Here is a 24,431-nt window from a genome sequence, read left to right as displayed (position 1 = left end):
CGCCAAAAGGTTAGCCGGTCATGGTCACGACATGGTCCCGACGGGCGAGGCCCCCATGCGCATCGCGTGCTCGACGAGCGTGATCAGCACTTCCCTGCCGGAGTCCTTCTTGCGGGCGTCGCAGCGCACGATGGGGACGTCCTGCTCCAGGCCGATCGCCGAGCGCACCTCGCCGACCGTGAACGGCCTCGATCCGTCGAAGCAGTTGAGCGCCACGATGAACGGCTGCTCGCGCTTCTCGAAGTAGTCGACGGCCGGGAAGCAGTCGTCGAGGCGGCGGGTGTCGGCCAGCACGACGGCGCCGAGGGCGCCCATGGCCAGCTCGTCCCACACGAACCAGAACCGCTCCTGGCCGGGCGTGCCGAACAGGTAGAGCATGTAGTCGTTGGCTATCGTGATGCGGCCGAAGTCCATGGCCACGGTCGTGGTGAGCTTGCGCTCGACGCCCGACAGGTCGTCGACGTGCGTGCCTACCTGAGTGAGCGCCTCTTCCGTACGCAATGGCCTGGTTTCGGACACGGCGCCGACCATGGTGGTCTTGCCCACGCCGAAGCCCCCGGCGATCAAGATCTTGATCGCTGTCGGCAGCCGCCAACGGTCAGTGCGACCGAATTCCATCCAGCACCGCCTGTACATCTCCCGCGCATGCACAACCCCGCCCCTGAGGTGCCTTGGTCAGTGGTACCTGTCAAGGTGCGTCGAGAAGGTCGCTCCACATGCCTGGCATCCAGACACCCTAGCAACGCCACATTTTCCACTCAAGCCGCAATCTTTTACAAGAATCAAAATGTCACGGTTTGTCGCGGGGCGCGCGCTTATTGCCTGATCTAACGGCCAATATGTCAAGCCGGCGTGTCAGGGAATCCGACAAGCACTTTAGCGTGCCGCGCCCTAGCCCGAAATGCCGACGAAACCCGCGTTGAAGCCGATCCGTCTTCGCAGGTAGACGGCGGTCCGGGGGCTGCCGGCGCGTACCGGCTCGATGAGCCCGGCGGCCTCGCGGGCCAGGGCGGCCATCGCCTCGTTCACCTCGGCGCGGCTGACGCCGAGCGCCAGGACATTGAGGTCGCCCCAGCTCATGTCCTTGCGGTAGGAGGCCACGTCGCCGAGCAGGTGCAGGTAGCGCTGGACCTTCCCGCTGACCGCCCGCAGGTCCTCCAGGCGGGCCCTGGCCCAGTCGTCGGCGGTGTAGATCCAGTGTGAGACGTCCACGAAGCACGAGCCGCGGCTGTCGGCGTTGTCGAGGAAGCTCTCCAGCGTCGGGACGGCCCCCGTGTCCCGCCACCCCCACGCCCTGGCCATGCCCGCCAGCGTCAGGGCGAGCTGGTCGCGCCAGATCCACCGCAGGTCGTCGAACTCCTTGACCGTGCCCAGCTCGTCACGCAGGTCGGCCAGGAACCGGGTCGCCGCCGAACGGGGCACGGCGCCGTCGGCGACCGACAGGCATTCGCGGATCAGCCCGTCGACCTGCCCGCGGGTGGTCGCGGTGTGGTCCACGAGGCGCTCCACGGCCATGACCCACAGGGCGGCCCTGTTGGCGACCTTCAGGAGCTCGGCGCCGGCCCAGGGGGCGCTGAAGGCCGTGGAGAGGGTCAGGGCGGTGTAGGACTCGGAGCCGAAGGCGGCCGAGGGGAACAGCCCGCTGTACATCTGGGCGCAGCGCCGCAGGTCCCTGCCGCATTCGGCGGCCAGCGCGCATGTCCTGCCGAGCTCGAACGCCTCGTCCAGCTCGTCGCCCGGCACCCTAGGGCCGCTCGATCGGCTCGCGGATCATGGACAACCGTCCCCCACTACGCGGAAATCCATCTGTCAGGGAATTGTTTCATGATCGCGCGCCTCCGATCAATGGCCGATCAGCCTGCCCCGATGGCGATGAACGACACGTCGTCGCCCCTGGCCCGGCACAGCGCCTCGGCCAGCCCGAGCCCGCGGCGCAGGCCGTCGTGCAGGCCGAGCATGACGGGCACGGCGGTCTCGTCGTTCACGGGGACCACGCTGGCCACGATCCCGGCGGTGCCGAGCCGGAGCAGGGCCGTGGCCAGGCCCAGCAGCTCGTCGGCGCCGACGGCGGCCATCTGGCCGGAGTCGCAGCTGGACAGGACGAGGTGGTGGGGGGCGCGGCGCAGGCGTTCGAGGTCGTAGCCGGTCAGAGGGCCGTCGTCGAGGTGGAGGGAGGAGAACAGCGGGCTGTCGGCCCTGAACGTGCCGTGCGCGGCCAGGTGGGCGAGCAGGCTGCCGTCGATGGCCGCCAGCACCGCGGGCGCGGTGGCCCGTCCCGCCGCCAGGACGGAGACGTCGTGGTCGCCGCCGGCGTACAGGCGGGCGATCTCGCGTACCTCGCGGTCGGCGTGGGCGACTCCCGGGCCGCGTACGAGGGCGACGCGGCCGCCGTCGGGGCGCAGCGCGGACCTGGCGCGCAGCCACGCCCCCGCGGAGGGGGCGACGGTGAAGGGCCGGCGGCGCAGGGACGGCAGCAGGCCCCAGGGGGTGGTGTGCAGGGTGCTGGGCGGGACCACGACCAGCGGCCGCTCGCCGAGCAGGCCCGCGACCGGGCCGAGCACCGCCGCCTCCAGCCGGGCGCCCAGGTCGTGGAGCTCGCCCTGGTCGGGGTCGCGTTCGTAGGCGAGGCGGCGCAACCGGGAGCGGGCGAACTCGACCTCGGCGACGGCCCGGTCCATGGGCCCGGCGGTGTGGCGGCGCACGGTGCCGTCGCCGCAGAGCAGGACGTGCAGCGTGCCGTCCACCGCGACCAGCTCGGCCAGCCGGCCCCCGCCCAGGGCTTCCAGGAGCCGTCCGGTCCGGTCGCCGTCCGGGCGCTCGCGCCCGCTGTAAGTGCGCCCCGTGGTGTGCCCAGTGATATGCAGCGTGGCTGACCGCACGCGGGACTCCAGGCGGCTCCGGTCGCGCTCCAGGGCCGCGGCGGAGGCGGCGCCCTCCTGGCGGGCCTGGGCGAGCAGGTGCTCGGCCTGCCGCAGGGCGGCGAGCTGGGCGAGGAGCTCGTCGTCCTCGGGCGGGCTCACGGCGGGCACGGCGAGCGAGGTGGCCCGCCACCGCTCCGTCCAGGCCAGCAGCCGGCGGGGCCGGCCGACGCGCAGCAGGTGCCGCTGGGCGAGCGTGACCAGCTCCGCGCCCTGGGCGGTGGCCAGCGCGTGCAGCTCGGACGAGCCGAACGTGAGCCGGTGCTCCTCGATGAGCGCCAGCCCGGCCCGGCAGGCGTGCAGCAGGCGGCGCGGCTCCCCCGCCACCTCGGCCCTGAGCGCCTCGGCCAGCCAGCCGCCCGCCCGGGACGTGGCGGGCCCCTTGTGCCTGACGCCGGCGGCCCTGGCGAGATGCCGCTCGGCCGCGCCCGGTTCGCCCAGGGCGAGCGCGATGCGGCCCGCCAGCAGGTGCGCCTGCCACACCTCCGGCGACCCCAGCCCGGCCAGCCGCGCGGCGAGCCGCCGGGCCTCGCCCAGCGAGGCGCGCCGCGCCGGGACGTCCGGGGTGGCGTGTTCGGCCTGGAGCACGATCAGGCGGGCGTGCTCGGACCACCACGCGCGGTGCTGACGGGCGAACAGCCGCCTGGCCTCCCCCGCCCGTTCCCCCGCCGTGGCCGGGTCGCCGCTCTGGAGGGCGGCGCGGGCGGCGATGAGCAGCAGCTCGGCGCGCCGGGTCGCCTGGCCGCGCAGCCGGGCCAGCAGCCGCAGCCCTCCGTCGGCGTGCTCGAGGGCGTCCCTGGCCAGCCCGGCGGCCAGCAGGACGGCGCACCGGTCGCCGACCAGGTCGAACATCGGCGTGCCGAGCGTGCTGAACCGCTGCTCGGCCTCGTCCAGCAGGGCCAGCGCCGCGGGCAGGTCACCGGTCCTGAAGGCCGCCACCCCCCGGTTCTGCACGGCCACCGCCGAGTCGTGCTCCTGCCGGGTCGGGCCCAGCATGTCCTGCGCCGTGCGGAAGTCCGCGTCGGCGGGCTGTACGGCGCCCAGGGCGAGCTGGACGTGCCCGCGCAGGGTCAGCGCCCGCGCCGCCCACACCGTGTCGCGGGCCGCCAGCAGCGCGGGCACCGCGTCTTTCAGGTCGTCGAGCGCGGGCCCGTGCCGGCCCAGGATCCACCGGGCCCCCGCGCGTCGGAACAGCACCCGCGCCCGCGTCGTGCCGTCCGCCCGCGTGGCTGCCTGGTCGAGCGCCGACAGGCCCGCCCGCGTACGCCCGGACTGCAGCAGCGCGATGCCCAGCGTGGCCAGCACGTCGGTCTCGCGGTCGGCCGAGCCGGAGCGCCGCGCCAGGCGCACGGCCTGCCGCAGCTCCGCGATGGCCGCCTCGAGGTCGCCGAACTCACGGTGCAGGATCCCGAGCGCCTGCCTGGCGATCGAGGACTCGTACGGCCCGCTCCCGCCGGCCAGCAGCGCCCTGGCGGCCGCCAGGGCCTCCCGGGGTCTCGCGAAGACCATGGCCAGCAGGTCATGCGGATCTTCCCGGGACACGGGACGATCGTAGACCTCTGTTGTATCAGCCGGCCCGGTGATGGCTCATACACACGTACACCGAGGAAGGACGTAGAGGATGACCCCATCGGACACCCGGTTCTGGGAGCAGCTGGAGATACTCAACGCGGCGCTGCCGGACGGCATGCGCGCGGTCGCGGGTCCCGAGGGGGCCGCGCCGGGATCCGCGGTCCAGCCGCGCTTCGCCCACCTCGACGGGCACATCCTGGTGCGCGACGCCGACGCGGGCCGGGCCGCGGCCGCCGTCCAGCGCCTGCAGCCGGGGCCCGACGCGGTCCGCGTGACCGGGGCGAAGAGCGCCGGCCGGACCTCCATGCGCCGGCTCTGCGTCGGCTCCAGGGACCTGCACCGGACCGTCGAGCACCTGGCCGGCGAGGACATCGCGTCGAGCCTCGTGCACTTCGTCACCGTCGCGGGCGTCAACCTGTGCCCGGGGGACGAGCCGGTCCCGAGCGCCGGGCCGCTCAACCCGCCGCTCTCCGGCCGCGACCGGGGGGCGGGGGTGAGCGTCGCCGTCCTCGACACCGGGCTCGTCCACGACTACCTCGACCACCAGTGGCTGGCCCAGAGCTCAGGCATCCCGAACATCCCCCAGGTCGACGGCGACGTCACCGCGCCCGGCGACGAGCTCGACCCCGACGGCCTCATCAAGCCGTACGTGGGCCACGGCACCTTCATCGCCGGCGTGCTGCGCTGCGTGGCGCCCGCCGCCGACGTGCGCGTCTACAACGCCTTCCCGTACGCGGGCGCCGCCCTTGAGGACGAGCTGGGCCAGACCCTGCTGGAGATCCTCGACGAGCACGGCTGGCCGGACATCGTCTCCCTGTCGGCCGGCACCAGGACCGCCGACGCGAGCGCGCTGCTCGGCCTGGCCGACTTCGTGGACGAGCTGGCCGCCCACCCGGGCACGCTGCTGGTGGCCGCGGCGGGCAACGACGGCGAGACGCTGCCGTTCTGGCCGGCCGCGTTCGCCACGGAGCCGGTCAACGCCTCCGGCGACGTGGTGCTGTCGGTGGGCGCGCTGCGCGAGGACGGGCTCGGCCGGGCCTGCTTCAGCAACCACGGCGACTGGGTCACGGTCTACGCGCCGGGCGAGCGCCTGGTCAACGCCTTCACCTCCGGCCCCTACCAGTACGGCTACCCGCACCGCACCACCTGCCGCTTCGCCGACCCGGCCCACTACACCGGCTGCACCTGCATGGCCACGCTGCAGGACGGCGACAAGGCCACTTTCACCGGCCTGGCGGCCTGGAGCGGCACGTCGTTCGCCACGCCGATCGTGGCCGGGATGATCGCGGCCCGGATGTCGCAGGAGCAGGTGTCCGCGCGGGCGGCCGCGGCGCAGCTTCTCGCGGGGCGGCTGGCCGTACCGGATCTGAGTGGTTTTCTCCGATGATGGCGAGTTACCCGCCCAGCGGCGGTATGCGAAATATATTGGGCCTCCCGCCCAGATATAGGGAGCTACCGCCGTGGACGACACCGCAACCCTGGTCGCGGCTGCCGGGGACGGCGACGCGGGGGCGTGGAAGGAGCTCTACCAGCGCTACAGCGGGCTGGTGTGGGCCGTGGCGCGAGGCTACCTCGTGAACGACTCCGACGCCCAGGACGTGTGCCAGACGACCTGGTACCGCTTCGCCGAGCACCTGACCAGGCTCCGGGAGCCCGAGCGGGCCGGCTCCTGGCTGGCCACCACCGCCAGGCACGAGGCGCTGCGGGTCCTGCGCACCAGCGGCAGGTCCCTGCCGGTCGGCGACCTGGAGCTGATGGGCCTCGACGCCGACGCGCGCTCGCCCGAGTTCCTGCTGCTGGAGGCCGAGGAGGCGGGCGAGCGGGCCGAGCGCGAGCGGGAGCTGTGGAACGCGTTCGAGGAGCTGCCGGATCGCTGCAGGCAGCTGCTGCGCCTCCTCATCGCCGATCCCCGGCCGAGCTATCAGGAGATCGCGGACGGGCTGGGCATGCCGGTCGGCGGCATCGGCCCCAACAGGGGGCGGTGCCTCAAGCGCCTGGCCGCCCTGATGAACCGGCGCGGCGTGAACGACATCCGGGGGTGAGCGGCATGGACGACGCCATCGACGAGAGTGACCTGGAGCTGGAGGAACGGCTGCGGGCGGCGGCCGGGCGGCTCGACCCGGTCCCGGACGGGCTGTTCGAGGAGGCGGTGCTGGCCTACGCGCTCAGGTCGCTGGACGCGGAGCTGGCCGAGCTGACGTTCGACTCGTGGGAGGAGCTGTCGGCCACCCGGGTGCGCGGCGGGGGGCGGGCGCGGCTGCTGACGTTCGCCGCCGGGGCGGTCGTCGTGGAGCTGGAGGTGAGCGGCAGGCGGCTGGTGGGGCGGGTGACGGGCGGCAGGCCCGCCGAGATCGTCGTGCAGCGGCGGGACGGCGGCACGCCGGTGCGCGCGGACGAGCTGGGCCGCTTCACCACGGGCGAGCTCGCGCCGGGCCCGCTCCGGCTCCGGGTCTGCCCCGGCCACGGCGGCCCCGTGGTGACCACCTGGATCCTCATCTGAGCGTGATCAGGCGGGCCGTGGAGACCTCAGACCCGGGTCCAGGCGGCGGTGGCGTCGTCGTGCCGTTTCCCGTGTGCGGGCGGCCGGCGCCGCTCCAGCTCCCTGACCGCCGCGATCACCGCCTCGGGGCCCTTCCCGTCCAGCGCCGCCACGAGGTCGCGCCAGCTCCAGCCGTACCACTCGACGAGCCGCGACACCCCGTCGGTGAGCGCGCCCACGCCGCGCGCGTCCGCCACGACGCCGCACCGCGCCTGCCGGGCCGCCTCCGGGCGGCTGCCCGCCACCCAGAACCCGCCGGGCGCGTTGCGCATCCGCCGCACCAGCTCCACCGTGTACGGCCGCCCGCCCGGCAGCCGGTCCAGCCGGTCGTCGCTCTCCACCCGGACGCCGCCGCCCTCCAAGGAGAAGACCACGGGCGAATCGCCCAGCACGAGGTATTCGACCCCGTTCCGGCTGGACCGCACCATGGCCACCGTCGAGGACGGCGAGTCGGGGTTGTCCAGGTCGCAGGTGCCGGAGTGGGCGGCCATCGTCGTCTCGATGGCCGCCTCCAGGATCTCCGCCGGCGGCGCGTCATGATCGGCGCTCAGGCCCGCCGCCAGCGCGCCCCCGAGCCGTCCCACCAGCCACGGCACGTCGTGCGCGCACCCACTGGCGACTCCCTGGGCGGCCGTCGCCCCGTCGAGCACGACGATCCACGACGGCCCCGCGATCACCAGGTCCTCGTTGGGCCGCCCGGACCCCGGCCTGCTGGCGCAGACGATCTCCGCGAACACGGCCTCCTACACGATGACGAGGTCGCGCGGGGTGTTGTTGAGCCGCTCGGCGCCCGTGTCGGTGCAGACCACGATGTCCTCGATCCGCGCCCCGTGGCGGCCGGGCAGGTAGATGCCGGGCTCCACGGAGAAGGCGAAGCCGGGCTCCATCGGCTCGCCGTTGCCGGAGACGATGTACGGCTCCTCGTGAGTCTCGATCCCGATGCCGTGTCCGGTGCGGTGGATGAAGTGCTCGCCGTAGCCGGCCTCGGCGATGATGTCGCGGGCGGCCGCGTCGATCGACTCGCACGAGACCCCCGGCCGCACCGCCGCGCAGGCCGCGTCCTGCGCCCTGCGCAGCACCTCGTAGTAGGCGGCGAACTCCGCCGGCGGCTCCCCGACGCTGTACGTGCGCGTCGAGTCGGAGCAGTAGCCGTTGTGCAGCTGCCCGCCGATGTCCACCACGACCGGCTCCCCGGCCTGGATCACCCGGTCGGACACGTCGTGGTGCGGGCTGGCGCCGTTGGGCCCGGAGGCGACGATGACGAAGTCGACGGTCGCGTGGCCCGTCGCCAGGATCGCCTCCGCGATGTCCCGGCCCACCTCGCGCTCCGTGCGCCCGGCGCGCAGGAACTCCGGCACCCGCCGGTGCACCGCGTCGATCGCCTCCCCCGCCTCGCGCAGCGCCGCCACCTCCGCGGCCGACTTGCGCATGCGCAGCTCCCGCAGCACGGTGCCGGCCAGCACCTGCTCCGCCCCCGGCAGCACCTCGCGGAAGCGCAGCGAGGACATGGCCCACATCCGGTCGGCCAGCCCCACCTTCTCGACCTGCCCGAGCCGCGCCGCCGCGATGGCGTACGGGTCGTCGGTCTCGTCCCACGCCACGAACTCCAGCCCCAGCCGCGAGGCGGGCGACGCCTGCGCCGCGGGCAGCTCCAGGCGGGGCACCATCATGTACGGCTCACCGGAGGCGGGCACCACGAGACACGTCAGCCGCTCCAGCGGCTTGGCCTCGTATCCGCTCACGTAGCGCAAATCGGGGCCGGGCGTGAGCAGAAGGGCGTCGAGACCGGCCTTGGCGGTGGCCTCCTGGACGGCGGCGAGACGGGACACGGGATACAGATCTGAGGACGTCACAGCCCATAATCTACTCGGACCGCGCCGCCTAAAATCCGCGAAAAGCTCTCACAACACGGCAAGCCCCCGCTACACTCCGTTCAAGGTTGATCACGTATTGTGGGGTCAATTGTCCAGTCTTTGAAAGTGGGACCATGGTCGACGTCGCAGGCGCGGCCGACGCCGAGATGCTCGCCATACGGCTGGCGCACGCACAGCGGCTCGGCAACATGGGCTGGGCGGAATGGCACATGCACACCGGCGAGACGATCTGGTCCGACCAGGTCTACCTGATCTTCGGCCGCAACCCGGCCGACGGCCCGATCGCCCTGCCCGACCTGGCCAAACATGTCGAGAAGGCGGACATGGGCACGCTCGACCGGCTCCTGTGGTCGGCCGTCGAGAGCGTCGAGCCGGTCCAGGCCGAGTTCCGCATCCGCCGCCGCGGCGAGCTGCGCGACCTGCGCGTCGTCCTCGAACCCCTCATGGCCCCCGGCGGCCCCATCGGCCTGCACGGCGTCATCCAGGACATCACCGGCCGCCGCCGCGCCGAGCGCCTGATGTCGGAGTCGCGCCGCCAGCTCCTCGAGGCCCGCGAGCAGGCCGCCGAGGAGCGCCACGTCATGCTCGCCCTGCGCGAGGCCATCCTCCCCGAGCACCCCGGCTGCCTCGACCTGCCGTACGCCACCATCGCGGTCCGCTACGTGCCCGCCGAGAAGACCGCGAGCCTCGGCGGCGACTGGTTCGAGGCCGCGCCCGCGCACGACGGCCGGCTGCTGCTGGCCATCGGCGACGTCTCCGGCCACGGCCTGCCCGCCATCGCCCACATGGCCCAGCTCCGCCACGCCCTCGTCGGCCTCGCCATGACCGGCCAGCCCGCCCACCGGCTGCTCACCTGGCTCAACGACCTGGTCATGCACCAGCTGAAGGAGACCACCGCCACCGCGATCATCGGCCACCTGGACCCGGAGACCCGCGTGTTCGCCTGGGGGCAGGCGGGCAACCTGGCGCCCATCCTCGTGCGCGACGGGGTCGCCAGGCAGCTCGACCAGCCCCGCGGCGTGCTGCTCGGGGCCGCCTCGGGCCGCCCGTACGAGCTGGCCACCACCCGGCTGCTGCCCGGGGACCTGCTGCTGCTGTTCACCGACGGGCTGGTCGAGCGGCGCACCCGCGACATCGACGTCGGCCTCGACCTGGCCCTGGCCGCCGCCCGCGACGTGCCCACCCGCGACCTGGACGCCGGGCTCGACCGCCTCCTGGACGACATCGGCGGCCCGAACCCCGAGGACGACGCCTGCCTGCTGGCGGTGTCGATACCGGCGTCCATACCGGCCCAGATACCGGAGCAGGGCGAGGAACCGCTCGTCAAGGGTGCGACCATAGACCCGTGCTGATGCTTCTCGACACCCCGTCGCTCTACTTCCGCGCCTTCTTCGGCATCCCGGAGTCGATCAAGGGTCCCGACGGCTCTCCCGTCAACGCCGTGCGCGGCCTCATCGACATGATCGCCACTCTCGTCCGCCAGCACTCCCCCACCGAGCTCGCGGCCACGATGGACGCCGACTGGCGGCCCGCCTTCCGCGTCCAGGCGATCCCCACGTACAAGGCACACCGGGTCGCCCACGGCAACACCGAGGAAGTCCCCGAGACGCTCGTCCCGCAGATCGCCGTCATCCAGGACGTGCTCGACGCGCTCGGCATCGCCCGTCTGGAGTCGCCCGGCTACGAGGCCGACGACGTCATCGGCACCCTCACCCACCGGGCCCCGGGCGCCGTGGACATCGTGACCGGCGACCGCGACCTGTTCCAGCTCGTCGACGACGCCCGCCCCGTACGCGTCCTCTACACCGCCCGCGGCATCCGCAACCTGCAGATCGTGGACGAGGCGTTCGTCACCGCCAAGTACGGCATCCCCGGGCGCTCCTACGCCGACTTCGCGACCCTGCGCGGCGACCCCAGCGACGGCCTGCCCGGCGTGGCCGGCGTCGGCGAGAAGACCGCCGCCGCCCTCATCACCCGCTTCGGCTCGCTCGACGCCCTGCTCCAGGCCCTCGACGCGGGCGTCACCGACGGCTTCCCCGCGGGCAGCCGCACCAAGCTGGGCGCCGCCCGCGACTATCTGCGCGCCGCCCCGGCCGTCGTCGAGGTGGCCTCCGACGCACCGCTGCCCGACGCCGACCTCACCCTGCCCGCCAAGCCGCGCGACCCCGAGGCCCTCGTGGCCCTCGCCGACCGCCACGGCCTCGACGGCCCGCTCAACCGGCTGCTCGACGTGCTGGGCGGCTAGCCTTCGAGGTAGGAACGGACGGCCTCCTGCGCGGCCTCGCGCAGGCGGGCGTGCACGATCACGTTCTCCTCGCGGTCGGTGCGCACCTCCACCACGCGCGGCCCCTCGCCGCGCAGCGCCTTGGGCAGGTCGGAGATGTCCTCCACCAGCGTGTACGGGGTCCGCGTGGCCGCCGCCACGTACGCGAGGTCCACCCCGTGCGGCGTGCCGAACACCCGCTCGAACGGGTCGCGCACCGCCGCCTGGGGCAGCAGCGAGAAGATGCCGCCCCCGTCGTTGTTGACGACCACGAAGCACAGGTCGGGCCGGGGCTCGCGGGGCCCGAGGATCAGCCCGTTCTGGTCGTGCAGGAACGACAGGTCGCCGATCAGCGCGTAGGAGGGGCCGTTGTGCGCCAGCGCCGCCCCCATCGCCGCGGACACCACGCCGTCGATGCCGGAGGCGCCCCTGCTGGCCATCAGCCTGATGCCGCGCCGGGGCCGCATCGACTGGTCCAGGTCGCGGATCGGCATCGAGGAGCCGCAGAACAGCAGCGCGCCGTTGGGCAGCGAGTCGACCAGGTCTCTGGCCAGGCGCGGCTCGCTCGTGCCCGACGCGTCCAGCACCGCGTCCGTGGCCGACCTGGCCACCGCGTCCGCCTGCCGCCAGGCATGCAGCCACGAGTCGTCGCCGGCCGCCACCGGGATCTCCACGGCCTGCGCCACCTGCGTGGCCGAACGGGTCGGGTCGGGCCAGCGGCCCAGGTCGGGGGCCACCACGATGTGCTCCCCTGCCCGCTTCAGCCACGACAGCAGCGGCCTCGACAGCCCCGGCCGCCCCAGCGTCACGACCACGTCGGGCTGGTGCGCGTCGGCGAACTCCGGCATGCCGAGCAGGTAGTGGTAGGTGGAGATCGCGTGGTCGCCGTAGCGGCCGCCGCCGTTCGGCTCCGACAGCACCGGCCAGCCCGCCATGCCGGCCGCCGCCACATATCGGCGCACGTTGGCCGCGCCGTCGCCGACCACCAGCACGCCGCGCCTGGTCGGCGCGATGTGCAGGGCGACCGGCGGGGGCGCGACCCTGGCCCGCACCCACGGGCCGTTCGCGCCGCCGTCGAGCGGCTCGGACCAGGAGGGGTCGCCGTCGGGGATGAGCGGCTCCCTGAAGGCCAGGTTGAGGTGGACGGGCCCCGGGTCGGACGGGCCCGAGGCGCGCTGGTAGGCGCGGCAGGCCAGCGAGCGCCAGTAGGCCACCTGGCCGGGCCGGTCCTCCGGCACCCCCACCTCGGCGAACCAGCGGGTCGCCGAGCCGAACAGCTTGATCTGGTCGATCGTCTGGTTGGCGCCCGTGCCGCGCAGCTCGGGCGGCCGGTCGGCGGTCAGCAGCAGCAGCGGCACGCCCGACTCGCTCGCCTCGATCACCGCGGGGTGGAAGTTCGCCACGGCCGTGCCGGACGAGCAGATCAGCGCCACCGGCCGCTCGCCGCGCTTGGCCAGCCCCAGCGCCAGGTACGACGCCGACCGCTCGTCGATGCGCACGTGCAGGCGCACCCGCGACTCGGCGTGCAGGGCCAGCGCCAGCGGGGCGGAGCGCGAGCCGGGGGCCACCACCACGTCGGTGAGGCCGCAGCGCACCAGCTCGTCGACCAGCACCGTGGCCAGCGCGGTAGCGGGGTTCAAAGTGACGCCTCCTGCATCCGGCGAAGCCACTGGGGAGATTCAATCTCAAAATCCGACAAAAGCCTAAAATCCACCGAGGGGCGGCGTACCGTCAGAGCTCCGTTCACCGGCACCAGAGAGTCGTCCACCACGTCGCCCGCCAGCAACGCCATCGTGCCCAGCCCGCACGCGTACGGCAACGCCGGCAGCGCCGCCGCCAGCGCCAGCCCCGCGGCCAGCCCGACGGACGTCTCCACGGCGCTGGAGACCACGGCGGGCAGCCCGCACGCCTCCACCACCTTGAGCGCCGCGCGCACCCCGCCGAGCGGCTGCACCTTGACCACCGCGATGTCGGCCGCCTCGGCCGCCCGCACCCGCAGCGGGTCCTCCGCCCTGCGGATGGACTCGTCGGCCGCGATCGGCACGTCGCACGCCCGCCGCACCGCCGCCAGCTCCTCCAGCGTGGCGCACGGCTGCTCGGCGTATTCCAGGTCGAACCGGTCGAGCCGCTTCAGCCGCCGCACCGCCTCGTCCACGTCCCAGGCGCCGTTGGCGTCGACCCGCAGCCGGCCGCCCGGCCCGAGCGCGTCGCGTACGGCCTCCACCCGGGCCACGTCCTCGTCGAACGTCTGGCCCCGCTCGGCCACCTTGACCTTGGCCGTGCCGCAGCCCGAGCGCCGGACGATGTCATGGGCCTGCTCGGGCCCCACGGCGGGCACGGTCGCGTTGACGGGGACGCTGTCGCGCACCGGCTCCGGCCACCCCTCGAAGGCCGCCTCGCGGGCGCATGCCAGCCAGCGGGCGCACTCGCGCGGGCCGTACTCCGGGAACGGGGAGAACTCACCCCAGCCCGCGGGACCGTGCAGCAGCACGCCTTCCCTGACGGTCTGTCCACGGAACCGGGTGGGCATGGGGATGCGGAAGACCACGGGAGAACGCGTCACGACCCTCCCTGCGCCACTGTCCGACCTGTCGCCACTAACCTTACGAGCATGTGGAGGAACCCGTCGCATCCGGACCGTCCGCTGCATGCCATTGTGCAGCCTCCCGGCCCCGGCCTGTTCGCGGCGGTCCGCGACGCGCTGTCCGGCGCGGGCCCGGCGGTGCTCCCCCTGGCCCCGGGCCACTCCGAGGCCGCCGTGGCCGCGCTGCGCCCCACGCACGTCGACGGCGCGCTCCGGAGCGACGGCGAGGGCGTCCCCTCCGACGTGGCGGTCGTGATCGCCACCAGCGGCAGCACCGGCGTCCCCAAGGGCGTGCTGCTCTCGGCCACCGCCCTGCGCGCCTCGGCCGCCGCCTCCCTGCGCCGCGTGGCGGCCTCCAAGGGCGAGCGCTGGCTGTGCTGCCTGCCCGTCGCCCACATCTCGGGCCTCCAGGTCCTGGTACGCGCCCTGCTGTCGGAGAGCGAGCCGATCATCCACGCCCGGTTCGACCCGCAGGAGGTGCTCGGCTCGGGGGCCGACCACGTCTCCCTCGTCCCCACCCAGCTCCACCGGCTGGTCGAGCTTGGGGCGGACCTGTCGGTGTTCCGCACGATCGTGCTCGGCGGCGCCGCGCCCCGGCCGGGGCTGCTGGAGCAGGCGCGGGAGCTCGGCGCCCGGATCGTGACGACGTACGGGATGAGCGAGACGTGCGGCGGCTGCGTCTACGACGGCCAGCCCCTTTACAATGTAGATCTCAAGATCGGCGACGACGGGCTGATCAGGATTGCCGGTCCCGTGCTGTTCTCCGGCTACCGCTTCGGCGATTCCGACCCGTTCGACGGCGACTGGTTCCGCACCTCCGACCTGGGCGAGCTGGCCGGCGGCCGGCTGCGGGTGCTGGGCCGGGCCGACGACGTGATCAACACCGGCGGCGAGAAGGTCGTGGCCGCCGCCGTGACCACGGTGCTCTGCACCCATCCTGAGGTGGCCGACGCCGCCGTGATCGGCACGCCCGATGCGGAGTGGGGCGAAGTGGTCACCGCCATCGTGGTGCCAGCCAATCCCGACACGCCACTCACTCTTCGCCAATTGCGGGCGTTCTGCCGCGATAGGCTTCCCCCTCACGCCGCCCCGCGCAGCCTGCGCCTGGTGTCCCAGCTGCCGCTACTTCCGAATGGGAAGACCGATTTGGTACGGCTCCGGGCAGGAACCTGACGAGTTGCGGCTGCGTCTTAGTTGGGGAGAGGGAGGGAGCCTTCATGGATCAGACCCGCAAGATGTGGGCATCCGCGGCCGTCGTCGGCGTCATCGTCGTCGGAGGCGCCTCAGTCGCGGCGGCCGCCTCGGCGGGCAAGCTCGATCAGGTCGCGAAGGAGACCCGGGCCGTGGTGGAGAAGCAGCCGCTGCCGGCGTCGTCCCCGACGCCCACGACGAGCGATGACGGCATCGTGGTGTCCCACGACGTCAACCCCGACCCGGACGCGGTCGTCGACTACTGGACGGACCAGCGCCTGCAGGACGCCCAGCCGATGCCCATGCCCGAGGTTTCGGCCGGGGAGATCAAGGTCGGGGAATAAGACCCGCAGGAGGGGCGGTTCGTCCGTGGGGGCGTTCCGCCCCTTTTTCATCCCAGCGGGAACAAATGACAGCGATTGGCGTTATTGATACTGGTGCGCCGTGCGGACAGAAGCCGCCCCACCACAACCTGCCTGATCGCTTCGACTCCGTACGGAGGAGGTGTCCTCATGCCCAGAACCGCCGTAGCGACCCCACCTGCGACTCTCGACCAACTGATTGAACGAGGGCGAGCCCAGGGTCACCTTTCTCTCGCGGAGCTGCGTGACGCCTTCGCGGACGCCGGTATCAGCCCCTCTGAAGGCCGCACGATCCTGCGCGAGCTCTCGGAGAGCGGTGTGAGCCTGGCCGCCGAGAACGAGCCGTCTCTCAGCAAGACCGCCCCGAAGAAGACCTCCAGGAAGCCCGCGCGTGCAAAGACTACCGGCCGCAAGGGCACGGAGGCAAAAACCGCCACGGAGATCGCCGCCAAGGCCGTGACCCGCCCCGAGCCCAAGCCGGAGCACGAGGAGGACGTGCCGGAGGACCTGCTGAGCGGCGAGGACTCCGAGCTCGACAACGACGGCGAGCAGAACGACCTGGACGACAACCAGTCGGTCATGGGCGACTCCGTGCACACCTATCTCAAGTCCATCGGCCGCCGCACGCTGCTCACCGCGGCACAGGAGGTCGAGCTGGCCCGGCGGATCGAGGCGGGCCTGTACGCCGAGTACAAGCTGGAGACCGAGCCCGACCTGCCCGCCGCCGCCAAGGAGGACCTCCACCTGGTGATCGAGGACGGCAGGCAGGCCAAGGACCACATGCTGGAGGCCAACCTGCGGCTCGTGGTGTCGGTCGCCAAGAAGTACACCGACCGCGGCATGTCGCTGCTGGACGTGGTCCAGGAGGGCAACCTGGGCCTGATCAGGGCCGTGGAGAAGTTCGACTACACCAAGGGGTTCAAGTTCTCCACGTACGCCATGTGGTGGATCAGGCAGGCCATCCAGCGCGGTTTCGCCGACTCGGCCCGTACGATCCGGCTGCCAGTGCACGTGCTGGAGATGCTCTCCAAGCTGTCGCGCGTCGAGCGTGACATGCACCAGCGCCTGGGACGCGAGCCCACGCCCGAGGAGCTGGCCGTCGAGCTGGACAAGACGCCCGACCAGATCGAGGAGCTGCTGCGCACCAGCCGCCAGCCGATCTCGCTCAACGCCACGATCGGCGAGGACGGGGAGACCACGATCGGCGACCTCATCGAGGACGTGGACTCGCCCGAGGCTTCGGAGATCGTCGACCGCCAGCTGCTGGGCGACCAGCTGCGTGGCGTCCTCGACAACCTCTCGCCCCGGGAGTCGAAGATCATGGCGCTCCGCTTCGGCCTGGTGGACGGCAAGCCCCACACGCTGGACGAGATCGGCAAGCACCTGGGGCTGACCCGGGAGCGGATCCGCCAGCTGGAGAAGGAGTCGCTGTCCAAGCTCCGCCACCCCAGCAACACCCGCCCGCTGCTGGACTGGGCGAGCTGAGAACCCGAAGCCCCGGCACAACGAGGGAGGCTGTGCCGGGGCTTCTTCATGCGCCCGCCCGTGGCGACGCGTCCGGGTAACGCGTCCGGGAAACCCCGACCGGGAGACACGCCCGGGAAACGCGGCCGCCCCGAAGCCCGGCATGGGGCCTCGGGGCGGAAAGTCGTGAGATCAGAGGGTCGCGGGCACCGGACGGGGCACGCGCGGGATCCCCCACATCCGGTTGTCCTCGCGCAGCGTGCGCAGCCGGTCGACCTCGGCCGTCCACATCGACCCGGCGGGAGTCGCCTTGGCCTTGCGGCGGGCGATCCGGTCGTCGTAGGCCTTGACCCCGAACGTGGCCCGCTGCCCCGCCTCGGCGGCCCGCAGGGCGTCGGTCAGCGCCCGGTCGAAGACCCGCCCGGCCGCCAGCAGCTCGACGTCGTCCGCCGTCGCGGCCCGCAGCTCACGCAGCGTCTCCTCGGCCTCCCTGGCCTTGTCGAGCAACTCGGGGAAGCTCTTGGAGATCTCCTGGTCCGCGTGGTAGCGAACCTCGGCCTCCCGGCTCACCCGCGGACGGAAAAACGCCATCGAACCTGCCCCTTCACCCAGCCGGTACTCGTTCAACCGCCAAGGGTACGCCGTCTGGCGACACAGCGGGAAATCGACCCGGCGCGAGCGGCTTTACGAAGTAAGATGATCTCCATGCCCGCCAAGAGACCGCCCGTCCCGCTCTCCCGCGAGCGGATCATCGAGGCCGCGCTCCACATCGCCGACAGCCAGGGCCTGCGGCGGCTCACCATGCGCCGGCTGGGCGATGCCCTGCAGGTGGAGGCCATGGCCATCTACCACCACCTGCCCAGGGGCAAGGAGGCGTTGATGGACGCCCTGGCCGAGCACGTCACCTCGGTCCGCGTCGAGCAGGCGTCCACCTGGCAGGAGACGGCCAGGGCCTGGTGCCGGGCGGGGCGGGAGCTGCTGCGCGAGCATCCGGGCGTGCTCGCGCTGGCCCTGACCAAGCCCCCCAAGGGCGCCACGTCCCTGGCCATCAGGGAGCAGACGGAGCAGCTCGCCGACGGCGGGCTGAGCGACGCGGCGGAAGCCGTGCGATCGCTGCGGGCCTTCGTCTTCGGGAGCGTGGCCGTCGAGGTGCAGCAGTCGGGCTGGGCCGATCCTGAGGTTGACGAATGGGTTAGGAGGGACGAAAGAGCAGATATCGATTTCGAGCGCGGGCTCGACGCTCTGCTCAAGGGATTGCAAACGTAGTGCGCGTGTCACGCTTGGCCCGTTATCCTGCATACGGCACGCTGTGTCGAAGGTCACACGAACGGGGATCTCTCCTGTAACAGTCCTGATGGACTATGTCCGGGAGTGTGACTTCTGTCGCACACTTGCCACGACAACAACCCGAGCCGGCTCCCGACCCTCCAAACGGGAGCATCCCACGAGATATCGGAGGCACGCCGATGTGCCCGCACGACCCGGCCTGTCCGGATGCCGAGGCGCCCGACCGCGAGAAGGCACGCACTCTCGCCTGCCACCCCGAGCAGGGGTGGAGCCTGCTCTGCAACGGTGTCGTCCTGTTCGAGGACACCGGGGAGCTCCTGCCCAGCGGCGCCTCCATCGCGCCCCACCGGCCCGTGGTCGGCGCGGCATGAGCTAGGACTAGGCGTAGTGGACTATCCACTCCGCCACGACCTCGCCCACTCGGGCGGGGTCCTTCTTGAGGTCGTGTCCCTCTCCCGGCAGCACCACCAGGCGTGCCGCGTCAGCGGCGTCCGGCACGCCGAACGGATCCCGGTCCCCGTTGACCACCAGCACGTCAACCCCGGCGCCGCGTAGCTCGTCGGCCCTGGAGCGTTCCGGCTTCCCCGGCGGGTGCAGCGGAAAGGCCAGCGCCACCACGGCCGCCGCACCGACCGCCCCGGCCGTACGGCAGGCGACCCGCGCCCCGTTGCTCCGGCCACCCTGCACCAGAGGCAGCCCAGGCCAGAGCGTGCGCACCTCCTTGAGGACGATCTCCCACGCCTCGTCCTGTTTGACCGCCGAACCCGGCGCCCGCGCCCCCGCCACCCTGAACGCCTGCGTCACCCTGGCCACGACGGCCCCGGCCTCGAGCGCGGCCTCCCGTACGGCCAGCAGGTCGGGAGCCTCCACTCCCCCGGCAGAACCGTGGGTGAGCACCAGCAGCAGGCGCGGGTCCGCGACCTCGTCCACCTGGACGAGCGCGGGCCCCCGCGGGGTCATGACCTCCATGCCAGCACCGTACCTGGGGAGGATCGCGCCCTAGCCCTCAGGTTGGATGACGGCGTGGCGCCAGCGATGGATGATTACTGTCATGCCAGATAAGCGCCCTATCCGGGATGATCTCCAGGCCACCCTGGACGCCCGCCGGGACCTCGGTCCCGAGTACGAAGCCGCGCTCGTCGAGTCGTTCGTGGAACGGCTCGACGCCACGATCTCCGCTCGCGTACGCGCCGAGCTGGACCACCACGGCGCCACGCCGCACCGCCAGAAGAGCACTCCCGGCGCGGCGATGATCCCGATCGCGCTGGGCTCGATGGGCATCGGCATCCCCTTGACGGCCATCGCGGCCGGCAACGCGGGGCTGGTGGGGCTGACGATCACGTGGATCGCGATCGTGGTCATCAACGTGGCCTCGGCCGCGGCCATCATGCGCCGCAACTACTGACCCCTGCGAGCGATCGGCAGGCACCCGGCGGAGGCCACGGGAGCGCCCCCGCCCCCTTCCGCTGCCCGTTCCCGGGCCGCGGCGTTTCCGGCGTCGTGTTTCAGGTGGCGCGGGGTTTCAAGTGTCGCGGGGTCTCAGGCGTCGCGGTGATAGCGCAGGCGGACCTCGGCGGCGAGGGTCTCGTTCTCGTGCTCCAGCCCGTACGACCACACCCGCCCCGCGTCGTCGGCGCGCCCGCGCAGCGGCAGCGTCCTGGCCAGGAGCTCGATGGCCAGGGCGCTGGTCTGCGGGTCCACCCCGTACTCGACGCTCTCGGCGAACTCCGCGCAGGCCAGCTCCAGATGCGCGATCCCGAGCTGGACCCGCAGCCCCGCCACCTCCTCGTCCGGGGCCACCTCCAGCGCGTCCAGGAGCACGTCGGCCGCCGCCCCTGGCTCCCCGTGCTCCAGCAGCAGGTCGGCCAGTTGCTGGGCCGCGTGCGCGCCGACGCCCGGGTCGCCGCTCTCCATGGCGGCCCGCAGCTCCTTCTCGGTCTCGTCCAGGTCGCCGGCGCCCATGGCCAGCCGGGCCAGCGCGAGATGGGCCAGCGGCACGTAGGCCGCCGTGCCGACCCCCAGGACGGCCTGCCAGGCGGCCCTGGCCTGCTCGGCGCGCCCCTCCCGCTCGAAGCCCTGCGCCAGGTGGCAGGCGGCCTGGGCGGCGTACTCGGGGTGTCCGGTGGCCAGCGCGGTCCTGGCGGCCTTCCTGGCGGCCTCCACGTCGCCGCGCTCCTCCAGCACCACGGCGAGCCCCACCGCGGCCTGGGCCCGGTCGGGATCGCGAGGGTCGGCGACCAGCTCGGCGAGGATGGCGGCGGCGCCGTCGAGATCACCGCGTTCGGCCAGGCGGCGGGCGGCATCTAGGGGCGCGGTCTCCAGCTCTGAGGACGTCAAGAGAGCTCCTTCTGGCGACGGTCGCACCGAGCCTAACCATTTCCGGCGATCATGTCTGCTCAGTTGACGCGGAAGGAATGGCCGGCTTCGGACCCTGGGCGGGCGCGGGGGTTCCACACCCGCCCGGTGAGCCCCTGGTCCTCGTACGCGCAGCGACGAGGACCCATGCCGCCAGGCCCTCAGTCCTCGTAGGCCTCCAGCGGCGGGCAGGAGCAGACCAGGTTCCGGTCCCCGTACGCCTGGTCGATCCGGCGCACCGGCACCCAGTACTTGCCGTCCCGCAGCGACGACAGCGGATAGGCGGCCTCGCTGCGCGGGTACGGGTGGGTCCACTCGTCGGCGCTGACCGACTCGGCCGTGTGGGGGGCGTTGCGCAGCGGGTTGTCCACCCGGTCGTAGGCCCCCGACGCCACCTTGTCGATCTCGCCGCGGATGGCGATCAGCGCGTCCACGAACCGGTCGAGCTCCCCGAGGTCCTCGCTCTCGGTCGGCTCGATCATCAGCGTGCCCGCCACGGGGAACGACATGGTCGGCGCGTGGAAGCCGTAGTCGATGAGCCGCTTGGCCACGTCGTCCACGGTGACCCCGGTCTCCTTGGTGATCTGCCGCAGGTCGACGATGCACTCGTGGGCCACCAGCCCGCCGCGCCCGGTGTAGAGCACGGGGAAGTGCGGGGCGATCCGCCTGGCCAGGTAGTTCGCCGACAGGATGGCCTGCTCGGTGGCCGCCGTGAGCCCCTCGGAGCCCATCATCCTGATGTACGCCCACGAGATCGGCAGGATCCCGGCCGAGCCGTACGGGGCCGCCGAGACGGGCCCGACCGGCGTGCCGTCGTGCAGCGGGTGGCCGGGCAGGAACGCGGACAGGTGGCCGCGCACCGCGACCGGGCCGACCCCCGGGCCGCCGCCCCCGTGCGGGATGCAGAACGTCTTGTGCAGGTTGAGGTGGGACACATCGGCCCCGAACTCACCCGGCTTGGCCAGCCCGACCAGCGCGTTGAGGTTGGCGCCGTCCACGTAGACCTGGCCGCCGGCGTCGTGCACCTTGGCGCACACCTCGGTGATCGTCTCCTCGTACACGCCGTGCGTCGAGGGGTAGGTCACCATGATCGCGGCCAGCGCGTCGCGGTGCTTGTCGATCTTGGCGTCGAGGTCGGCCAGGTCCACGTTGCCGTCGTCGTCGCAGGCCACGACCACGACCCGCATGCCCGCCATGACCGCGCTGGCGGCGTTGGTGCCGTGGGCGGAGGAGGGGATGAGACAGACGTCGCGCTCGCCGTGTCCGCCCGCGCGGTGGTAGGCGCGGATGGCCAGCAGCCCGGCGAACTCGCCCTGCGAGCCGGCGTTGGGCTGGATGGAGACGCTGTCGTAGCCGGTCACCTCGGCCAGCCAGCCCTCCAGCGTGCCGATCAGCTCGCGGTAGCCCGCGGCCTGGTCCTCGGGCGCGTACGGGTGGATCGCCGCGAACTCGGGCCAGGTGATCGGCTCCATCTCGGTGGTCGCGTTCAGCTTCATCGTGCAGGAGCCGAGCGGGATCATGGAGCGGTCGAGCGCGATGTCCTTGTCCTGCAGCTTGCGCAGGTAGCGCAGCATGGCGGTCTCGGAGCGGTGGCTGTGGAAGACCGGGTGGGTGAGGTAGCCGGACTCGCGCTCCAGCGAGGCGGGCAGCGCGTCCGCCTCCAGGGTCACGTCGGTGCGGTCGACGCCGAAGGCGGCCCACACCTTGGCGACCTCGGCGGCGCCGGTCTTCTCGTCGCAGGAGATCGACACGTGGTCGTCGTCGGCCCGCCAGAGGTTCACGCCCCGCTCGACGGCGGCGGCGACCACCTCGGCGGCCCGGCCCGGCACGCGGACGAGCACGGTGTCGAAGAAGTCGCCGTGCACGACCTCCAGGCCCGCCTCGCGCAGCCCGTCGGCCAGGGCGACGGCGTGCCGGTGCACCCGGTGGGCGATCCGGCGCAGGCCCTCGGGGCCGTGGTAGACGGCGTACATGCTCGCGATGACGGCGAGCAGGACCTGCGCGGTGCAGATGTTGCTGGTGGCCTTCTCGCGGCGGATGTGCTGCTCGCGGGTCTGCAGGGCCAGCCGGTAGGCGGGGTCGCCGTCGGCGTCCACCGACACGCCGACCAGGCGTCCCGGGATCTGGCGCTGCAGGCCCTCGCGTACGGACATGTAGGCGGCGTGCGGCCCGCCGAACCCGAACGGCACCCCGAACCGCTGCGAGGACCCGATCGCGATGTCGGCGCCCAGCTCGCCGGGCGCGGCCACGAGGGTGAGGGCCAGCAGGTCGGCGGCGGCCACCACGAGCGCGCCCGCCTCGTGCGCGGCGGCGGCCACGGCGCGGAAGTCGCGCAGCCGCCCGGACGCGCCCGGGTACTGGACGAGCACGCCGAAGCACTCGGGCAGCTCGCCGTCGAGGGAGTGCTCCACCAGCGTGATGCCCAGGGGCTCGGCCCTGGTGGCGAGCACGGCCTTGGTCTGCGGCAGCGCGTCGGCGTCCACCACGAACACGCTGCTCTTGGACTTGCCCGCGCGGCGGGCCAGGGTCATCGCCTCGGCGGCGGCCGTGGCCTCGTCGAGGAGGGAGGCGCCCGCGACGGGCAGGCCCGTCAGGTCGGAGACGACGGTCTGGAAGTTCAGCAGCGCCTCCAGGCGCCCCTGCGAGATCTCCGGCTGGTACGGGGTGTAGGCGGTGTACCAGCCCGGGTTCTCCAGCAGGCTGCGGCGGATGACGGCGGGCGTGATCGTGTCGTGGTAGCCCAGGCCGATCATGGAGGTGAGCACGCGGTTGCGCCCGGCCAGGGCGCGCAGCTCGGCGATGGCCTCGGCCTCGCCGACGGCGGCGGGCAGATTGAGCCGGTCCTTGGCCCTGATGGCCTCGGGGACGGCCACGGCCACCAGATCCGCCACGGACTCGAAGCCCACGGCCTCGAGCATGCGCTGCTGCTCGGACTCAGACGGGCCGATGTGCCGGGACGAGAACGGCGGGGCTGACAGGTCGGTCATGGACAGTGCCTCCCGAGGCTTTTGGAGACCGGCGCCGTGGCGCGGGCGAGTGCCGGATCTCCCCCTCTGTCAGCGCGGCGACGCCGCGACCTGAGAGCTTCACCCCTGGACTGGGGCTTGCACCGTCGGTGAGGCGCGCCTGGCAGGTGCGCCTGCTTTCCAGAGTTGCCTCACCCGAGCGGTACAGGGTGCCTGAGAGATTCCGGGGAGGGTTGCTCCTTCGGCGCCCCGAGACCCGTGGGCCTCAAGGACTCTCCCGCACGGGGTCGTCAGCCTTGCTGTCCTAGGTTACAACCATCCGCGTTACGCCAGAATTTCCCCGTTGGCGCGTTATGCACGGAGTGCCCGATGGGCCGCATCCCGCGGCCCATGGCAGAAGGGGTTTTACGCTAGCTGAGGCCCCGCGCGCGGCGGCGGCGGGCCAGTTCGTCAGCGGGATGGTCGGCCGGGACGGTGTCCTCGACCGCCGCTCGTTCCCCCGGCAGCTCCGCGAGGGAGCCCTCGACCTCTCGCCAGACCCGGCCGAGCGCGATGCCGAACACGCCCTGACCGCCCTGGAGCAGGTCTATCACCTCGTCGGCCGAGGTGCACTCGTAGACGCTGACGCCGTCGCTCATGAGCGTGATCTGCGCGAGGTCGGCGACCCCGCGGTCACGCAGATGCTGCACGGCCGTGCGGATCTGCTGGAGCGACACCCCTGTGTCGAGGAGCCGCTTGACGACCTTGAGCACCAGGATGTCGCGGAAGCTGTAGAGCCGCTGGGAGCCCGAGCCCTGCGCCGCTCTTATCGTGGGCTCCACGAGACCCGTGCGCGCCCAGTAGTCGAGCTGCCTGTAGGTGATGCCGGCCGCCGAGCAGGCCGTCGGCCCGCGGTATCCGATGTCCGCCGGCAGCGACGCCGGCTGTTCGTCGAAGAGCAGGCCCTGCTCCCCGGCACGCTGCCGCGCGCTCTCGCGCCGAACCGGATCTTCCTGGCCGGCCGTCTTTCCCTCGCCGCTGCTGACCGCCACGCGGACCTCCGGCTTTCTCTCATCC

At 72.7% G+C, this 24,431-nt stretch carries 23 protein-coding genes and 1 riboswitch; of the genes, 11 read left to right on the top strand and 12 right to left on the bottom strand.

Annotation, left to right across the window (positions count from 1 at the left end; genetic code table 11):
* Positions 1-24: 24 nt before the first annotated feature.
* From ABZS69_RS15665 to ABZS69_RS15655, 3 genes are all read right to left on the bottom strand, one after another.
* On the bottom strand, positions 25-618 hold the full coding sequence (locus ABZS69_RS15665; protein WP_355371893.1) for an ATP/GTP-binding protein: 594 nt from the start codon (positions 616-618) through the stop codon (positions 25-27).
* Positions 619-891: 273 nt separating this feature from the next.
* Positions 892-1,743 carry a terpene synthase family protein gene (locus tag ABZS69_RS15660; protein ID WP_355371890.1) on the bottom strand — a complete coding sequence of 284 codons (852 nt, stop codon included), beginning with the start codon at positions 1,741-1,743 and terminating at the stop codon, positions 892-894.
* 110 nt (positions 1,744-1,853) lie between these two features.
* The gene (locus ABZS69_RS15655) at positions 1,854-4,460 is read right to left on the bottom strand and encodes a CHAT domain-containing protein (RefSeq protein ID WP_355371887.1); all 2,607 of its coding nucleotides are present in this window, start codon (positions 4,458-4,460) and stop codon (positions 1,854-1,856) included.
* A 79-nt stretch (positions 4,461-4,539) separates the two neighbouring features.
* Here ABZS69_RS15655 and ABZS69_RS15650 point away from each other — a divergent pair, with 79 nt between their 5' ends.
* The 3 genes from ABZS69_RS15650 (at position 4,540) to ABZS69_RS15640 (ending at position 6,990) form a co-directional block, all read left to right on the top strand.
* On the top strand, positions 4,540-5,877 hold the full coding sequence (locus tag ABZS69_RS15650) for a S8/S53 family peptidase (protein WP_355371884.1): 1,338 nt from the start codon (positions 4,540-4,542) through the stop codon (positions 5,875-5,877).
* Positions 5,878-5,950: 73 nt separating this feature from the next.
* Positions 5,951-6,532 (top strand): sigma-70 family RNA polymerase sigma factor, encoded by a 582-nt coding sequence (locus ABZS69_RS15645; RefSeq protein ID WP_355371881.1) that lies wholly within the window; start codon positions 5,951-5,953, stop codon positions 6,530-6,532.
* 5 nt (positions 6,533-6,537) lie between these two features.
* Complete coding sequence (locus tag ABZS69_RS15640) at positions 6,538-6,990, top strand: hypothetical protein (RefSeq protein WP_355371878.1); 453 nt, start codon at positions 6,538-6,540, stop codon at positions 6,988-6,990.
* A gap of 26 nt (positions 6,991-7,016) precedes the next feature.
* On the opposite strand, the gene ABZS69_RS15635 is transcribed toward ABZS69_RS15640, so the two are convergent.
* Complete coding sequence (locus ABZS69_RS15635) at positions 7,017-7,766, bottom strand: protein phosphatase 2C domain-containing protein (protein ID WP_355371876.1); 750 nt, start codon at positions 7,764-7,766, stop codon at positions 7,017-7,019.
* A gap of 6 nt (positions 7,767-7,772) precedes the next feature.
* Positions 7,773-8,882: a Xaa-Pro peptidase family protein gene (locus tag ABZS69_RS15630; protein WP_355371873.1), complete on the bottom strand. Its 1,110-nt coding sequence runs from the start codon at positions 8,880-8,882 to the stop codon at positions 7,773-7,775.
* 134 nt (positions 8,883-9,016) lie between these two features.
* On the opposite strand from ABZS69_RS15630, the gene ABZS69_RS15625 reads away from it, so the two are divergent.
* The gene (locus ABZS69_RS15625) at positions 9,017-10,255 is read left to right on the top strand and encodes a SpoIIE family protein phosphatase (protein WP_355371870.1); all 1,239 of its coding nucleotides are present in this window, start codon (positions 9,017-9,019) and stop codon (positions 10,253-10,255) included.
* Complete coding sequence (locus ABZS69_RS15620) at positions 10,255-11,148, top strand: 5'-3' exonuclease (protein WP_355372508.1); 894 nt, start codon at positions 10,255-10,257, stop codon at positions 11,146-11,148. The genes ABZS69_RS15625 and ABZS69_RS15620 overlap by 1 nt, the downstream gene beginning before the upstream one ends.
* Here ABZS69_RS15620 and menD read toward each other — a convergent pair.
* Together menD and ABZS69_RS15610 are read right to left on the bottom strand one after the other, a co-directional pair.
* A complete protein-coding gene (menD, locus tag ABZS69_RS15615; protein WP_355371867.1) occupies positions 11,145-12,806 on the bottom strand; it encodes a 2-succinyl-5-enolpyruvyl-6-hydroxy-3-cyclohexene-1-carboxylic-acid synthase in 1,662 nt (553 codons plus the stop codon). The two genes, ABZS69_RS15620 and menD, sit on opposite strands and share 4 nt — an antisense overlap.
* Entirely contained in the window at positions 12,803-13,729 is a 927-nt protein-coding gene (locus ABZS69_RS15610) for an o-succinylbenzoate synthase (protein WP_355371864.1), read from the bottom strand. Before ABZS69_RS15610 ends, menD begins: the two co-directional genes overlap by 4 nt.
* 48 nt (positions 13,730-13,777) lie before the next feature.
* Here ABZS69_RS15610 and ABZS69_RS15605 point away from each other — a divergent pair, with 48 nt between their 5' ends.
* From ABZS69_RS15605 to ABZS69_RS15595, 3 genes are all read left to right on the top strand, one after another.
* A complete protein-coding gene (locus ABZS69_RS15605) occupies positions 13,778-14,923 on the top strand; it encodes an AMP-binding protein (RefSeq protein WP_355371861.1) in 1,146 nt (381 codons plus the stop codon).
* Between the two features lie 44 nt (positions 14,924-14,967).
* The gene (locus ABZS69_RS15600) at positions 14,968-15,285 is read left to right on the top strand and encodes a hypothetical protein (protein ID WP_355371858.1); all 318 of its coding nucleotides are present in this window, start codon (positions 14,968-14,970) and stop codon (positions 15,283-15,285) included.
* Positions 15,286-15,453: 168 nt separating this feature from the next.
* Positions 15,454-16,788: an RNA polymerase sigma factor gene (locus ABZS69_RS15595; protein WP_355371855.1), complete on the top strand. Its 1,335-nt coding sequence runs from the start codon at positions 15,454-15,456 to the stop codon at positions 16,786-16,788.
* A 171-nt stretch (positions 16,789-16,959) separates the two neighbouring features.
* Here ABZS69_RS15595 and ABZS69_RS15590 read toward each other — a convergent pair whose 3' ends face one another.
* Positions 16,960-17,358 (bottom strand): hypothetical protein, encoded by a 399-nt coding sequence (locus ABZS69_RS15590; RefSeq protein ID WP_355371852.1) that lies wholly within the window; start codon positions 17,356-17,358, stop codon positions 16,960-16,962.
* Positions 17,359-17,472: 114 nt separating this feature from the next.
* Between ABZS69_RS15590 and ABZS69_RS15585 the strand changes: the two genes are divergently transcribed.
* Together ABZS69_RS15585 and ABZS69_RS15580 are read left to right on the top strand one after the other, a co-directional pair.
* Positions 17,473-18,033, top strand: a complete 561-nt coding sequence (locus tag ABZS69_RS15585; protein WP_355371849.1) for a TetR/AcrR family transcriptional regulator C-terminal domain-containing protein — start codon at positions 17,473-17,475, stop codon at positions 18,031-18,033.
* Between the two features lie 200 nt (positions 18,034-18,233).
* Positions 18,234-18,425, top strand: coding sequence for a DUF5999 family protein (locus ABZS69_RS15580; protein WP_355371846.1), 192 nt, complete (start codon positions 18,234-18,236; stop codon positions 18,423-18,425).
* Between the two features lie 7 nt (positions 18,426-18,432).
* Here the strand turns inward: ABZS69_RS15580 and ABZS69_RS15575 are convergent, their stop codons facing one another.
* Positions 18,433-19,023, bottom strand: a complete 591-nt coding sequence (locus ABZS69_RS15575) for an alpha/beta family hydrolase (protein WP_355371843.1) — start codon at positions 19,021-19,023, stop codon at positions 18,433-18,435.
* 82 nt (positions 19,024-19,105) lie between these two features.
* Between ABZS69_RS15575 and ABZS69_RS15570 the strand changes: the two genes are divergently transcribed.
* Positions 19,106-19,459 carry a hypothetical protein gene (locus tag ABZS69_RS15570; protein WP_355371840.1) on the top strand — a complete coding sequence of 118 codons (354 nt, stop codon included), beginning with the start codon at positions 19,106-19,108 and terminating at the stop codon, positions 19,457-19,459.
* 134 nt (positions 19,460-19,593) lie between these two features.
* On the opposite strand, the gene ABZS69_RS15565 is transcribed toward ABZS69_RS15570, so the two are convergent.
* From ABZS69_RS15565 to ABZS69_RS15555, 3 genes are all read right to left on the bottom strand, one after another.
* Positions 19,594-20,391, bottom strand: coding sequence for a tetratricopeptide repeat protein (locus tag ABZS69_RS15565; protein ID WP_355371837.1), 798 nt, complete (start codon positions 20,389-20,391; stop codon positions 19,594-19,596).
* 179 nt (positions 20,392-20,570) lie between these two features.
* Entirely contained in the window at positions 20,571-23,396 is a 2,826-nt protein-coding gene (gcvP, locus tag ABZS69_RS15560) for an aminomethyl-transferring glycine dehydrogenase (RefSeq protein WP_355371835.1), read from the bottom strand.
* Positions 23,397-23,565: 169 nt separating this feature from the next.
* Positions 23,566-23,665, bottom strand: a riboswitch (glycine riboswitch).
* A 120-nt stretch (positions 23,666-23,785) separates the two neighbouring features.
* Entirely contained in the window at positions 23,786-24,406 is a 621-nt protein-coding gene (locus ABZS69_RS15555) for a MerR family transcriptional regulator (RefSeq protein WP_355371832.1), read from the bottom strand.
* Positions 24,407-24,431: the final 25 nt, after the last annotated feature.

This window comes from Nonomuraea sp. NPDC005650 (assembly GCF_040605375.1).
In the GTDB taxonomy this organism is placed as follows: domain Bacteria; phylum Actinomycetota; class Actinomycetes; order Streptosporangiales; family Streptosporangiaceae; genus Nonomuraea.
The sequence above is the reverse complement of the archived record's forward strand: the minus strand, read 5'-3'. Positions and strand labels throughout refer to the sequence as shown.

Coding starts and splice junctions, on each gene's coding strand:
- ABZS69_RS15665 (WP_355371893.1), bottom strand. CDS start 618: ATGGAATTCGGTCGCACTGACCGTTGGCGGCTGCCGACAGCGATCAAG.
- ABZS69_RS15650 (WP_355371884.1), top strand. CDS start 4,540: ATGACCCCATCGGACACCCGGTTCTGGGAGCAGCTGGAGATACTCAAC.
- ABZS69_RS15640 (WP_355371878.1), top strand. CDS start 6,538: ATGGACGACGCCATCGACGAGAGTGACCTGGAGCTGGAGGAACGGCTG.
- ABZS69_RS15625 (WP_355371870.1), top strand. CDS start 9,017: ATGGTCGACGTCGCAGGCGCGGCCGACGCCGAGATGCTCGCCATACGG.
- ABZS69_RS15620 (WP_355372508.1), top strand. CDS start 10,255: ATGCTTCTCGACACCCCGTCGCTCTACTTCCGCGCCTTCTTCGGCATC.
- ABZS69_RS15605 (WP_355371861.1), top strand. CDS start 13,778: ATGTGGAGGAACCCGTCGCATCCGGACCGTCCGCTGCATGCCATTGTG.
- ABZS69_RS15600 (WP_355371858.1), top strand. CDS start 14,968: ATGGATCAGACCCGCAAGATGTGGGCATCCGCGGCCGTCGTCGGCGTC.
- ABZS69_RS15595 (WP_355371855.1), top strand. CDS start 15,454: ATGCCCAGAACCGCCGTAGCGACCCCACCTGCGACTCTCGACCAACTG.
- ABZS69_RS15590 (WP_355371852.1), bottom strand. CDS start 17,358: ATGGCGTTTTTCCGTCCGCGGGTGAGCCGGGAGGCCGAGGTTCGCTAC.
- ABZS69_RS15585 (WP_355371849.1), top strand. CDS start 17,473: ATGCCCGCCAAGAGACCGCCCGTCCCGCTCTCCCGCGAGCGGATCATC.
- ABZS69_RS15580 (WP_355371846.1), top strand. CDS start 18,234: ATGTGCCCGCACGACCCGGCCTGTCCGGATGCCGAGGCGCCCGACCGC.
- ABZS69_RS15575 (WP_355371843.1), bottom strand. CDS start 19,023: ATGGAGGTCATGACCCCGCGGGGGCCCGCGCTCGTCCAGGTGGACGAG.
- ABZS69_RS15570 (WP_355371840.1), top strand. CDS start 19,106: ATGCCAGATAAGCGCCCTATCCGGGATGATCTCCAGGCCACCCTGGAC.
- gcvP (WP_355371835.1), bottom strand. CDS start 23,396: ATGACCGACCTGTCAGCCCCGCCGTTCTCGTCCCGGCACATCGGCCCG.